This window comes from Lichenifustis flavocetrariae, assembly GCF_026130545.1.
GTDB classification, from domain to species: Bacteria; Pseudomonadota; Alphaproteobacteria; order Rhizobiales; family Beijerinckiaceae; genus Lichenihabitans; species Lichenihabitans flavocetrariae.
Map to the genome: position 1 here is coordinate 51,254 of NZ_JAMOIM010000005.1, position 13,474 is coordinate 64,727.

General features: G+C 63.2%; 9 protein-coding genes. 6 read left to right on the forward strand and 3 right to left on the reverse strand.

Features of this window, described 5'->3' with window-relative positions; translation table 11 throughout:
* Positions 1-177: 177 nt before the first annotated feature.
* Positions 178-2,091 (forward strand): ATP-dependent zinc metalloprotease FtsH, encoded by a 1,914-nt coding sequence (gene ftsH / locus M8523_RS09450; RefSeq protein ID WP_282584612.1) that lies wholly within the window; start codon positions 178-180, stop codon positions 2,089-2,091.
* A 69-nt stretch (positions 2,092-2,160) separates the two neighbouring features.
* Here ftsH and M8523_RS09455 read toward each other — a convergent pair whose 3' ends face one another.
* Positions 2,161-5,976 carry a hypothetical protein gene (locus tag M8523_RS09455; protein WP_282584613.1) on the reverse strand — a complete coding sequence of 1,272 codons (3,816 nt, stop codon included), beginning with the start codon at positions 5,974-5,976 and terminating at the stop codon, positions 2,161-2,163.
* A gap of 286 nt (positions 5,977-6,262) precedes the next feature.
* On the opposite strand from M8523_RS09455, the gene M8523_RS09460 reads away from it, so the two are divergent.
* The gene (locus M8523_RS09460; protein WP_282584614.1) at positions 6,263-6,694 is read left to right on the forward strand and encodes a MerR family transcriptional regulator; all 432 of its coding nucleotides are present in this window, start codon (positions 6,263-6,265) and stop codon (positions 6,692-6,694) included.
* 307 nt (positions 6,695-7,001) lie between these two features.
* On the opposite strand, the gene M8523_RS09465 is transcribed toward M8523_RS09460, so the two are convergent.
* Together M8523_RS09465 and M8523_RS09470 are read right to left on the reverse strand one after the other, a co-directional pair.
* On the reverse strand, positions 7,002-7,832 hold the full coding sequence (locus M8523_RS09465; protein WP_282584615.1) for a universal stress protein: 831 nt from the start codon (positions 7,830-7,832) through the stop codon (positions 7,002-7,004).
* A gap of 127 nt (positions 7,833-7,959) precedes the next feature.
* Positions 7,960-8,103 carry a hypothetical protein gene (locus M8523_RS09470; protein ID WP_282584616.1) on the reverse strand — a complete coding sequence of 48 codons (144 nt, stop codon included), beginning with the start codon at positions 8,101-8,103 and terminating at the stop codon, positions 7,960-7,962.
* 380 nt (positions 8,104-8,483) lie between these two features.
* Here M8523_RS09470 and M8523_RS09475 point away from each other — a divergent pair, with 380 nt between their 5' ends.
* The 4 genes from M8523_RS09475 (at position 8,484) to M8523_RS09490 (ending at position 13,352) form a co-directional block, all read left to right on the forward strand.
* The gene (locus tag M8523_RS09475) at positions 8,484-9,422 is read left to right on the forward strand and encodes a LysR family transcriptional regulator (protein ID WP_282584617.1); all 939 of its coding nucleotides are present in this window, start codon (positions 8,484-8,486) and stop codon (positions 9,420-9,422) included.
* Positions 9,423-9,716: 294 nt separating this feature from the next.
* Positions 9,717-9,950: a hypothetical protein gene (locus tag M8523_RS09480; RefSeq protein ID WP_282584618.1), complete on the forward strand. Its 234-nt coding sequence runs from the start codon at positions 9,717-9,719 to the stop codon at positions 9,948-9,950.
* Positions 9,951-10,145: 195 nt separating this feature from the next.
* Positions 10,146-10,796: a BON domain-containing protein gene (locus M8523_RS09485; protein ID WP_282584619.1), complete on the forward strand. Its 651-nt coding sequence runs from the start codon at positions 10,146-10,148 to the stop codon at positions 10,794-10,796.
* 150 nt (positions 10,797-10,946) lie between these two features.
* The gene (locus M8523_RS09490; protein WP_282584620.1) at positions 10,947-13,352 is read left to right on the forward strand and encodes a phosphoketolase family protein; all 2,406 of its coding nucleotides are present in this window, start codon (positions 10,947-10,949) and stop codon (positions 13,350-13,352) included.
* Positions 13,353-13,474: the final 122 nt, after the last annotated feature.

A 13,474-nucleotide genomic window follows, 5' to 3' on the forward strand; every position in this document is an offset into this window, starting at 1 on the left:
CTGAATTACATTGTCGTTAAATGCGACCGGATGATCCTCGGCCGTTCCCTTGGCAACGCCGCCCGCGCGGCATACATTGCAGTTTGACATCGGTGCGGCCCGTCGGGCGGATGCAGTCGACGTACACCTCTTCCCGGTGCGCAAGTGTCGGGGCATCAGTTGAGACACGGGTCAGAGATGAATCCGAATTTCCGGAACTTCGCCCTTTGGGTGATCATATTCCTGCTGGTCGTGGCCCTTGTTCTGCTGTTCCAGAATCCAGGCCAACGCTCGCAGTCGCAAGATATCAGCTTCAGCCAGCTTCTGAGCGAGGTCGATCAAGGCCATGTTCGTGAGGTGACGATCGCCGGAGCCGAGATCACAGGCCACTTCAACGACAGCCGGGCCTTCTCGACCTATGCGCCGAACGACCCTTCCCTTGTCCAGACGCTGTACAAGAAGAATGTGTCGATCACGGCCAAGCCCCCATCGGATGGCAATTCCTGGCTGGTGACTCTGCTGGTCAACGGCCTTCCGCTGATCGCTTTCATCGGCGTGTGGATCTTCATGTCCCGGCAGATGCAGGGGGCTGGCGGTAAAGCCATGGGATTCGGCAAGTCGAAGGCGAAGCTTCTCACTGAAGCACATGGGCGTGTGACATTTGAAGATGTCGCTGGCGTCGATGAGGCCAAGGAAGATCTTGAAGAGATTGTCGAGTTTCTTCGTGATCCGCAGAAGTTTCAGCGACTTGGTGGTCGTATTCCGCGTGGCGTCCTGCTTGTTGGACCGCCCGGCACTGGTAAGACCTTGCTGGCGCGCGCCATCGCGGGTGAAGCCAACGTGCCATTCTTCACGATCTCGGGTTCGGATTTCGTGGAAATGTTTGTCGGCGTCGGCGCGAGCCGGGTCCGTGACATGTTCGAGCAGGCGAAGAAGAATGCGCCCTGCATTATCTTCATCGACGAAATCGACGCTGTCGGGCGTCATCGCGGGGCGGGCCTCGGCGGCGGCAACGACGAGCGTGAGCAGACCCTGAACCAGCTTCTTGTCGAGATGGACGGGTTCGAGGCGAATGAAGGTATCATCCTGATCGCAGCCACCAACAGGCCGGACGTTCTCGACCCCGCCCTTCTGCGTCCGGGCCGCTTCGATCGTCAGATCGTGGTTCCGAATCCAGACGTGATCGGTCGCGAGCGGATCCTCAAGGTGCATGTGCGCAAGGTTCCGCTGTCGCCCGACGTCGATCTCAAGACGGTGGCACGTGGGACACCGGGGTTCTCGGGTGCCGATCTGATGAACCTCGTCAACGAATCGGCATTGATGGCGGCGCGACGCGGCAAGCGGATCGTCACAATGGTCGAATTCGAAGATGCGAAAGACAAGATCATGATGGGCGCTGAACGGCGAACCCTCGTGATGACCGAACAGGAGAAGATGCTCACCGCCTATCACGAGGGTGGACACGCGATCGTGGCGCTGACGGTTCCGGCGACGGATCCGGTCCACAAAGCCACGATCATCCCGCGTGGACGCGCACTCGGCATGGTGATGCAGCTGCCTGAGCGCGATAAACTCTCGATGAGCTTCGAGCAGATGACATCCCGTCTTGCGGTGCTGATGGGCGGCCGGGTCGCTGAGGAGCTTGTATTCGGCAAGGAGAAGGTGACCTCGGGAGCCCAATCCGACATCGAGCAGGCCACCAAGCTGGCGCGCGCTATGGTGACGCGCTGGGGCTTTTCCGACGAGCTCGGCACGGTGATGTACGGCGAGAACCAGGAAGAGGTCTTTCTCGGCTACTCCATGGGTCGCCAGCAAAACATCTCCGAGTCCACGTCACAGAAGATCGATTCGGAGGTGCGTCGTCTGGTCGAGACGGGGCTTTCTCAAGCAACGGAAATCCTCACGACGCGCCGCAACGATCTCGAATCCCTCGCGAAGGGGCTGCTCGAATACGAGACCCTGACGGGCGACGAAATCCTTGGACTTCTCAAGGGGCGCCCGCCCGTGCGTGAGTCTGGCGACGAGCCCCCGCCGCGTCCCTCGGCTGTACCGAATGTGGGCAAGGGCCGTCCGAAGCCGGGCCCGGAATTGGAACCGCAACCTTCGGCGTGATCGTTTCGATTATCTGAAACAAAAAAGCCCCGGGCTTCGGCCCGGGGCTTTTTTGTAGGGCACCGAACCTCACATGCTGCTGATGCGTGCCTCGCCCTTGCGGTTCGCTGTCTTGGCCGGCGCGACAGCATCCCATCCGCCAGGAGGCACCGGCACGTCATTGGCGGCGGCATCCGGAACCAGCGCATGGAAGGATGCGACTGAAGCCTTGGCGTTGGCCAATCCTTTGGCGTCGAGCTTTGCCGCGATCGTGTCGCGTTTAGCGACAGCGTCGGCGTCACCCTGGTCGGCTGCGAGCGCGAACCATGCGTAGGATTGCTCGAGGTTCTGAGGGACACCCAAGCCGCGCGCGAACAGGACGGCAAGATTGAACTGGCTGTCCCGCACCCCGTAGCTGGCCGCTTTCGTGAACCACGTGACGGCCTTGCCGTAGTCAGGCTTCGATCCGGCGCCCTCCGCCGACATGACCGCCAGATTGTGCATCGCTCGAACATTGCCTTGTCCGGCCGCCTTCTGATACCAGGCCACCGCCAGGGCCGGATCGGCTGCGACACCGACCCCCTTTTCGTAGATCGACCCCAGCCGGTACTGAGCGGAGGCCAGGCCCTGTTGCGCGGCACGCTGGAACCAGGCTGCCGCCTGCTTGGCGTCTCGCGTCACGCCACGTCCCTCGGACAGGCGGACAGCAACCTCGAACTGGGCCGCGGCATTGCCGCTCGAGGCGAGATCGCGCAAACCCGGGCTGATCCCGCTCATTCCAGTATCGGGCGGCGCCGCAACCTGCGGTGAGGCACTGGCTTGGGGATCCGTCGGGATGGCGGCCCCACCCATGAAGCGCGAGGCAACAACGTCCCTCTGTTCCGGAGGCGTCAGCAGCGACGTGCCACTTGGCGGCGCCTTAGGTGCAGGATCGACGTGCGTTGAGGGTGTTGGATCAGCCGGGGCTTCACTTCCCTTTCGGGCGCGAGCGTCGGCATCCTGACTTGCCTGTTCGCCGCCGATTGGAGCTGCGTCGCCCGTCACCTTGCGAGGCGGAAGGTCGACCGTCCTGTCGCCGGTGGTGGAAAGCCGGACGATCTGCAAGGTTCCGAGGAGCAACACCAGTCCCGCCAATCCGAGCAAAAGCGGGCGGCGCTTCCTTGCGAAGAACGAATGAGCTTTCTGTTCGGTGTCGGTAGAGACCGGATCGCTCTTCGCAGCGCCGGCGGTCAGCGAGGCCTCCATGGCTGAGGCTTGGGCGGCTTGCGCGGCGCGGCGCGCGGCGGCGATGAGCGGCGCGACGCTGCTTGCCGACGACGATCTCGCGTTCGGGCCGATGTCCGGTGTTGGCGCGAAGGGCGGCGCGGCCCCATCGTGGCCGGACGCAGCCGAGAGCATTCCAAGCGCCACGTCAGGCTCGATCAGAAATTGTTCGGGATCGAACTTATGCCGCGCATCTTGCCTTTCGGGGAGGACGGTTTCCGATGGGGACCGATTGCGACGGCGGGCCGGCTTTGGGGCCGTGTCCGCGTCCGCGATCGACATACGCGCTTCAGGCGCGGTGCGCTCCGTCACGAGGCGATCGACCAGGCGTTCCAGCGTCGTGTTAAGGGCCGTGAGAGTCGTATTGACGCGACGTTCCGAGGCTTCCTGGATGCGGCGGAGTTCCGCCAGCCCCTGGCTCACGTGATCGACGTCGAGCCCGGTCTGGACTGTGAGCTCTCCGCCGTTCAGCTTGGGATTGTCGAGGGCGGCTCGCAATGTGTCCTGAGCCGCGGTGCGGGCCGCATTCTCGGCCGCATCGATGGCGACGTTCCGGGATTGTTCGATCTGAAGGAACAGGTCGCCGATCAGGCGCTCGATCCCGGCGAGGGCCGCACTGCCCGTGTCCGAGCGGTCGAGACGTTCCATCAATTGGCCGATCTGCGCCTGGAGGGCGTTCATCGCCTCGGCGTCGGCCTGTGGATTTCGCGCATCGTCGATGCGGTCGGCCAAGCCGCCCACAAGGCCGTAGAGCGCATTCACGTCCTGCGAGGCCCGGCTGAACGTATCGATCTTGGCCGATAGAGTTCCGATACGTTCTTCGAGCCCCGCCAAGCTGACCGGCGGAGACACACGCGCCGAAAGGCGGGCCGCCAGCGTTTCGTGCGCCTGATCGATCTGTCGCGTGAGATCCTCGAACAGCGTCTGTGGCTGCTGGTTCGCCTCCGCGATCTTGTCGATCCGCGCTGACAAGGCTTCGATCCTGCGATCGATGGTCCCTAAGATCCCGTTCGATCCCAAGTCCTTCAGCAAGCCACGGATGTCGCCGATCGCGTTGCCGAGATCGCGTGACACAGCCGGCGAGGTCCGCTGGGCCAGATCACTGACTTGGTTGCCTAGGGCCAGAATCTCATCATGGAGCCGTTCCGAGGTTTGGAGCCGGCCCGAGAAGGTGTCGATCACCTCGTGCATCGCACGGATTTCGTTTCTGATCTCCGCGACAGCCTTGTGATCGCTCGCCTGCTGCAGACTTTGGACTTTGTCCGCCAGACCCCGCATGTCGCGACGCACAGATTCCATGGCCTTGGAAGGGTCTGCCGCGCGGATCGCTTCGCGCATCTCGAGGCTAAGCCGCTCGACAGGCGCGAGAACGGAGGCCTGCACCCCGTCGAGCTTCGAGAGATCGACCCGCCCGATCAGTTCCCGCACTGCCGTTTCCAACGAAGTCACGGATTGCTGCGGTGCCAGCTGCGAGAGGCTCTCGGACAGTAGCGCCACCTCGCGGCGCAGCGCGTCGATTGACCGATCCGTCGATCGATCGCCCGGGCGGGACACAGGCTGCGTCGAGCCTGGTTGTCGCGGAGAATCGGGCGTCCCGGCCTCGCTGGAGAGTGGGCCACCTCGGGGAGAGGACATCGTCTGGGCGTCCAACCGTTCAGCCAGGGATTTGAAATCAGCGTGCAGGTCGGCAAAGGGCGCGGGACCGCCCGCTTTTTCCGCACGTCGCGCCAATGGCTGGGCTTCTCTCTCCCGCCGCGCCACGCGGGCCGGCTCTACCATGCGGGTTCCGACTTCGTCACGCCGCCCCCCATTCGACGCTAGCGGCTGTAGGCTGGCGTTTTTTATCGAGGCAGGAGCTTCATCGGAACGATCCGCGACAGCCTCCCCGAAAAGATCAGCATCTTCGAAGGACCGGTTGAGCTTCTTCAGGATGGATGTGAGCCGCGCATCGAGCCGCTCCACGTCCATGTCCGGGGTGCGAGCGGCAGCACGTACGTTTTTCCTCGACCCAAGGGGTTCATGGGCTTGGGCAAGCTCGCCATTCTCAGGCTGCATGTAAGCGCGTGAGCTCCCATTCGTCCCGGTTTCCCCCATCTCCATGTCGGTATCGAGAGTCGGAGCGAGCCCGAAGCTCTGTTCCCCGAGACGCCCGCCCGCGATGCCCTTCAACTGAGACGCAAGCCCGCTCCGCGCCGTCCATGACGCCGTACTCGATGGCCCCGACGCCCGCATGCCGTCACGACGCCCCCTCGACGGCGCTGCAGAACTTGCACGCGGTGGCAAAGTCGTGGCTCGCTCGGTTAGCAACCCGGCTCCGCCCGACACATCAGCCGTGGCATCCACGAGGGCGGCACCGGAGGCGCGCATCTGTGTCTCGCCCTGGTGCCCATCATCTGTCGCGTCCAACGAGGCCGGCTCGTCACCGTGCTGCTCATCGAGCCTCGTCAGGCGGGTCGCGATGGCTTCGAGACGATCCCTTTGGTTGACCTCGTCGGTGTTCACGCCGAGCTCTGCCGCACGCGCCGAAATGACATTATTCAACCAGTCGCCGACAGAGAGACCAGCCCGCTTTGCCGCAATCCGTGCGGCTTCACGGGCATCGAATCCGACGCCTTTGACGTTCCAAGGAACTGGCTTGTTCATAACGCGCCCAGCAGGCCGGAGATCAGATCATAGGTCCGCTTCGAACAATCGGACGATGCGTTAACGACAGACGCATGTATGCCGATCAGCTTGCGAAGCGGGCCAGCTGACTTTCGTTCGGCACGGTAAACAAGCCGTTAACACGTGCCTGTAGCTCCTCCGTCTCACATTGGGTGATATGCTCCTGTGACAATGCAACTTTTGGTTGCACTCCGCTTCGTGTCGCCTACTATGACGTGGCTGCGCGCCAGTGCGTATACCCCACGCTGAACACACGGTACCAATGATGAACGTCCCCCAACGTTCCGAGTCGTCAGCACCCTCATCTAAGGCCAAGGCTCGTCCCGAGCCACGTGAGCAACTCTTTACCATCGGCGACCTTGCAAAGGAGTTCAGCGTCAGTCTGCGGACGCTTCGATTCTACGAGGATCGCGGTTTGCTGTCTCCCTATCGCGACGGGACGGCTCGGTTTTATCGAGAGGAGGACAAATCGCGCCTCATCCTGATTCTCAAGGGAAAGCAACTTGGCTTCACCTTGGGTGAAATCAGGGACATGCTGGCGACAAAACGCGGGTCGCTTCAACCCCCGACAGCGCTTTCTCTCAATCCAGAGCAGATCGCCACACAGATCAGCCATCTCGAACGGCAGCGCGCTGAGATCGAGGAAGCGATCGAAGAATTGCGGGCCGCCCACAAGCGCCTGATAACGCCAGCTTAGCAGGCGTGAATCTGTGCCTTCGGTCTTCCGATCCGCCAATTGCAGCGTTGCCCCAAAGATCGACCAGATATGGGTTCCAACGGACACAGGTCGGCTGACCATGTGTCATCCGCTGCAGGCCGTGACCCGAGTTCGATGCTCCAGTGACCTTGCCGCCTGGCGGTCCGCATAGGTAGGGCGGTTTGCCGGAAACCGATGGCGGCTAAATCAAGCCGCCATCGGTTGCGATGCAATTGCGGGTAGATCGGCTGACGCCGTGCATCGTGATGGCTGAGGCGATCTGGCATAAGGATCCCGCGCGGCACCTTCAATGCGAAACGAGGGTGCAGCGGCTCGGGTGAGACAGGAGGTTGCGCGTCACGCCGCCGAGCACCCATTCCCGAAGCCTCCCGTGCCCATAGGCCCCGGCGACCATCAGGTCGGCGCTTTGGGCTTCCGCCAACCCGTTCAGTTGCGCGGCGTCGTCACCAATGGACGCCACAACATCGTAGGTCGAGGCAACGCCATGGCGATGAAGCCACGCCGTGATGTCATCGAGGCGGCCAGGGGCGTCCTTCGTGTCATCTTCAACTGTGATTTCGAGGACGATGACCTGTCCGGCCATTTTGAGCATTGGCAAGGCATCAACGATGGCGCGGCGCGCCTCGCGCGTATCCTTCCAGGCAATGACGACGCGCTCCAGTCGCAGGTCCTCCGCTCCTGGCGGCACAATGAGAACCGGTCGCCCGGCTTGCAGAACCACATCGCTGATGACCACGCGCCGCGACGCATCGAACGCGGACCATCCAAGGTCGGGACCGGTGATGATGAGGTCGGCGGCGCGCGCCTCACGCACCACGAAGTCGGACAATTGCACACTGGCATTCACCGAACGCCATTGCAGAGGCGCGGCTTTGCCCGTCAAGGCGGATCGGAAACGCGCTTCCGCTTCCTTCATTTCCAGCGCGATCTCGGCAAGATTCTCTTGGATCATGTCTCCCGCGACATACCCGTCGCCATAGACCATCTGGATCGGCTGGCAGGCCGCGATGCCGATGACGCCAGCGCCAAACCGCTTGGCCAGGGCCGTTGTCACCCGCAGCACCCCGCTGTTCTCGGAGCCCACGTCCATATGCGTCATCACGGTCGAATAGGTCATCGGTCAATCCCTGGGAGTTGTGCGTCGTGCAGCCATGGGCAATGGACGAGATCCCGGTGGCAACGGACGAGGGCGAAGGACCGACCTGACATGCTTTGCGTCTCCCTGGACCACAAAGACCCGGGCTTCACCGGTCGAATTGATGTGCCATCTGCTGCGCCGACAGCATCGCGGCGCGCTGGTTGTCTGCGGTGCCGGAGCCGAGAAGTTCTTGCGGCACCCCGCATTCGGCGGTGCGTCGGAACACCATGAAGCGGAGGAACCCGTTCACTTTTTTCACCACCAAACGGAACGTTCCAGACTCGCAGGTGAGTGTGTCATCTCGCTGGATTTAGCGCTCCCCCGCCATCAGAGTTCCTTCGAAAGGTCGTTGCTTCTGCTCGAGGATCGCAGCGTATCTCCTGCAGTTCGAAATATTTAGAGTACGGTTATACTTATGGATCCGCCCGGTAGTCGGTGGAACAGTCTATTTTTCGTTACCGGCTATCCAAATATGCAGGCGCCGATGGCCCAGCTTGGCCGACGGGTCGAGGCGAGGCAGGTATCTCCAGAATCCATCATATGTTAAGATCGTCTGCTGAGCCTTTGCGACCTTACGCGTGAAGACGATCCGCAGGGCCCCTAGACGAAGAGGATCGCTGGAGGTCGCTCATGCTTGATTGGGACGATCTCCGGTTCTTCTTGGCCGTCGCGCGGAATTCAAGCCTCTCGTCGGCCGCGAAGAGCCTTCATGTCGCGCAGTCCACGGTGGGGCGCCGGCTCGCCTCGCTCGAAACCAGTCTCGGGGTGCGCCTGCTCAACCGGACCCCGGAGGGATATGTCCCCACCTTGGCGGGCGACGAGGTGCGCAAGCAGGCCGAGCGGGTCGAGGCGGAAGCGCTCGCATTGGAACGCCAGGTCATCGGTCGCGACACGCGTTTGGCCGGCCTCGTGCGTGTCACCTGTTCCGAGACGATCGCCAGCAACCTGATCGCCCCGTGTCTCGGCACGCTGCATGTGCCGCATCCCGACATCATGATCGAACTGATTCCCAACGCGCGCGAGCTCAGCCTGTCGATGCGCGAGGCGGACATCTCGGTGCGTCTGCGACAGCCCGAGCAGCATGATCTCGTGGTCCGCAGGATCGGCGTCGCGGCCTTCGGGCTCTACGCGAGCGGCGACTATCTCGCGCGCCACGGGGATCTCGATGTCCGCGATGGCTGCCCCGGCCATCACCTGATCACGCAGTTGGACGGCATCCAGGACGCGACCCAGACCGATTGGCTCGCCGAGCTCGCGCCGCGCGCCCGCATCGCGATGCAGACAAGCAGCCATTCCGCGGCGCTCGCGGCAGCGGTCCAAGGCGGTGGCCTCGCGAGCCTGCTCCGCTTTCGCGCCGATCGCGAGCCCGGATTGATCCGCCTGACGGTGCCGCCCCTGCCCTCGCTGATCCCGAGCGCCGGCATCTGGCTGGTGGTGCACAAGGACAATCGCGAGACACCCCGGATCCGGGTGACCCTCGATCACATCACCAAATGGGTCCGCGGGCTGGCCGACCGACTGGACCCGGCCGTGCCTGCCGACATCGCAATAGCGACCGGAGCCAAATAGAAGCCGCTCAGGGCTGCAGGCGAGCGACTTCGTGGAAGCTTGCGGGGCCCAAACCGAAGCAGGTGGCCCTTTAGGGACTTTCACGCCATGCGGAATTGCATAGTGGGTTCGCGAAGACGGGTCCCGCCGCGCGCCGACTTCTGGCGTAAACCGTGCCTATGAAGCGGACCGTCCCGCCGAAGGTCGCCTATCGCGCCGGGCCGTGATGACGGCGCACTCTCGTGAGGGCTTGGTCATCGAACCGGTCGAGACTCACAACCAGCGCCCTTTTGAACAGGGCGAGCGGGGCATCCCATGTCGATCAAATCGAAGGCCGCCGAGAACCATACGGCGGCGGCGGCTCATCTTGAGACGGCGGCGCAGCATCATGCCAAAGCGGCCAGGCAACTCGAAGCCGGCGACCACGAGCGCGCCGCTCATCATGCCCAGATCGCCCACGGCCAGATGGCCTTCGCGGCGCGTCATATCGCCTTGGCCAGCGAACACTATGCGCAGCAATACAGCGGAGACGTCGACAAGGCAGCCTGAGGCGTCGGGATCGCTCGACCCAACTGCTCTCCTGCAGTTGATCTAGCAAGGTTCAGACAGGCGGAGGACTGGCAGTAGCCACCTTCCTTGCAAGACCGGCAAGTCATCAGCATCCGCACGTGTCCGAATACGACGTCATTTGCAGAGAAACATTCGAATACAGCTAGTCCGCTCTCCAACTTAAAAAGACGTTCCATGAGCCCCGATCATGATCTGCAGAAAGCCGTACTCGAGGAATTGGGGTGGGAGCCGAGCGTGACCGCGGCCCACATCGGCGTCACTGCCGAAGGCGGCGTGGTGTGCCTTTCCGGCCATGTCACTAGTTTCGTCCAAAAACACGCCGCCGAACTGGCGACACGCCGCATCAGGGGCGTAAAGGCGGTGGTGGAAGACATCAGAGTGCGGTTGCCCGATGGCGACCAGCGCAACGACGACGATATTGCCCGGGCGGCTCTGGATCGGCTCGCATGGCACGAGACCGACCGCGACTATCATGTGACCGTCAAGGTGGAGAAGGGCTGGCTCACCCTCAGCGGGCAGGTGCCCTGGAATTTCCAACGGGAAGACGCCGAGTCGGACCTTCGCGGGCTGCCGGGGGTGGTGGGATTGGACAACCAGATCACGCTCACGCCGAAAGTCAGTGTGGGCAATCTGAGCGACGACATCACGCATGCCCTGCATCGCTCCTGGTTCTTCGATCCCAAGACGATCGATGTGAGTGCTGCCGGAGGAGTCGTTCGGCTGGCCGGTACAGTTCAGTCGCTGCACGAAAAGCAGGTGGCAGCCAGGACCGCATGGGCCGCCCCGGGTGTCACGATGGTCGAGAACGACCTGGCGGTCGTCTGATCCGAAGCCCGGCAGTCTGGCTCATGCGGTGACGCAACGGTGCGACCGTCACCAAACCATCACGGACCGGTCGCGACGTTGCGGCATCATGGTCTCCATCGCGGCGCCGCTTCTGGCGAAGCCTGCCACCCGGTCGCAAGGATCGCCCCCATGAACGTTCACACTCCCGCCACGTTCGCCGCAGAGCCGCTCGCGCCGGACGAGCTTCGGCTCATGCAGGCCTGGTGGCGCGCCGCGAACTACCTGTCGGTCGGCCAGGTCTACCTTCTCGCCAACCCCATGCTGCGCGAGCCGCTCACGATGGCGCATGTGAAGCCGCGCCTGCTCGGCCATTTCGGGACGACGCCGGGCTTGAATTTCATCTACGTGCACCTGAACCGGCTGATCAAGGCGCGGGACCTCAGCATGCTCTTCATTGCGGGGCCGGGCCATGGTGCGCCGGGCGTGGTCGCCAGCACCTATATGGAAGGCACCTACAGCGAGCTTTATCCAGAGGTCGCGCAGGATGAGAACGGCATGTGCAAGCTGTTCCGTCAGTTCTCGTTTCCGGGCGGCATCCCGAGTCACGCCGCACCGCAGACGCCTGGCTCCATCCACGAAGGAGGCGAGCTCGGCTATTCCCTCGCGCACGCCTATGGCGCCGTGCTCGACAATCCGGGCTTGATCGCCGCCTGCGTCGTGGGCGACGGCGAGGCCGAGACCGGACCGCTCGCGGCGGCCTGGCACTCCAACAAGTTCATCAACCCGGCGACGGACGGCGCCGTGCTGCCGATCCTGCACCTGAACGGCTTCAAGATCGCCAATCCCACCGTGCTGGCCCGTATCTCACACAGCGAACTCGAAAGCCTGCTGGTCGGCTACGGCCATACCCCGATCTTCGTCGAGGGCGACGACCCGGCGCTCATGCACCAGGCCATGGCGGCAGCCCTCGATACGGCGATCGCGGCGATCCACGAACTGCAGGACGCCGCACGGCTCGGTCGCGCGCATGGTCGGCCGCGCTGGCCGATGATCGTGCTGCGCAGCCCGAAAGGCTGGAGCGGACCCAAAACCGTCGACGGTTTGAAGACGGAAGGCTCCTGGCGCTCCCATCAGGTGCCGATCAGCGACATGGGCAAGCCGGGCCATCTCCAAGCCCTCGAAGACTGGATGCGAAGCTACAAGCCCGACGAGTTGTTCGACGAAACCGGACGATTACATGCGGAGATCGCCGCTCTTGCGCCCGTCGGCGACCGGCGCATGAGCGCCAACCCCCATGCCAATGGCGGCGCGCTGATGCGCGCCCTGCATATGCCCGACTTCACGACCCATGCGGTGGCCGTGGTTCATCCCGGCGGAACGGATGGCGAAGCGACGGCGGTGATGGGTGGGTTCCTCCGCGACGTCATGCGTCTCAACGCCGAGACCCGGAACTTCCGCGTCCTCGGCCCGGATGAGACCGCATCGAACCGGCTGCAGGCGCTGTTCGAGGCGACCGGGCGCGATTGGGACGCCGCGACGGTCGCGGACGATGACGAGCACCTGAGCCCCGATGGCCGCGTCATGGAGATCCTTTCCGAGCACACCTGTCAGGGCTGGCTCGAAGGCTACCTGCTCACGGGCCGCCACGGTCTGTTCTCGTGCTACGAGGCCTTCATCCACATCGTGGATTCCATGGTCAACCAGCACGCCAAGTGGCTGAAGACCAGCCGCGAGGTCGAATGGCGCCGACCGATCGCCTCGCTCAACTACCTTCTCACCTCCCATGTCTGGCGGCAGGACCACAACGGCTCCAGCCACCAGGATCCGGGGTTCATGGATCACGTGGCCACCAAAAAGGCCGACATCGTGCGGATCTACCTGCCTCCGGACGCCAACACGCTGCTGTGGGTGACCGACCACTGCCTACGCAGCTGGGACCGCATCAACGTGATCGTCGCGGGCAAGCAGCCCGAGCCACAATGGCTCGATATGGATGCGGCGATCAAACATTGCGAGCGCGGATTGGGCATCTGGGAATGGGCCAGCAACGACCGCGGCGGCGCGCCCGACCTCGTGATGGCCTGCGCCGGAGATGTTCCGACACTCGAATGCCTCGCCGCCGTCGACCTGCTGCGCCAATACGCGCCTGACCTGAAGGTCCGTGTCATCAACGTCGTCGACCTTATGACGCTGCAATCGAAATCGCAGCACCCCCACGGGCTGCCGGAGGCCGATTTCGACGCTTTGTTCACGATTGACGCACCCGTGATCTTCGCGTTCCACGGCTATCCGGCTCTGATCCACCGGCTCATCTACAACCGCGCGAACAGCCACAACTTTCACGTCCACGGTTTTCAGGACGAAGGCACCACGACGACGCCTTTCGACATGGTCGTTCTCAACAAGCTGGATCGATTCCATCTCGTGATCGACGCGATCGACCGGGTGCCCCATCTCAGTGCGGACCGCGCCTACGCCAAGCAGGCGATCCGCGACAAACTGGTGGAGCACTGGCGCTACATCGGCCAGCACGGAATCGACATGCCGGAAGTTCTCAACTGGCGGTGGCCAGCCGCCCACGAGATCCGGTCCTGAATCATGCGTCTGGCCCACAGGTCATAGCCCCGGCGTCATGCGTAAGGGGTGATCGTCTGGCACGTCGTGCCCGAAGGCCTGCATCCGTGAAGCAAAAGCGAGATCGATCTTCAGGTCTCGGT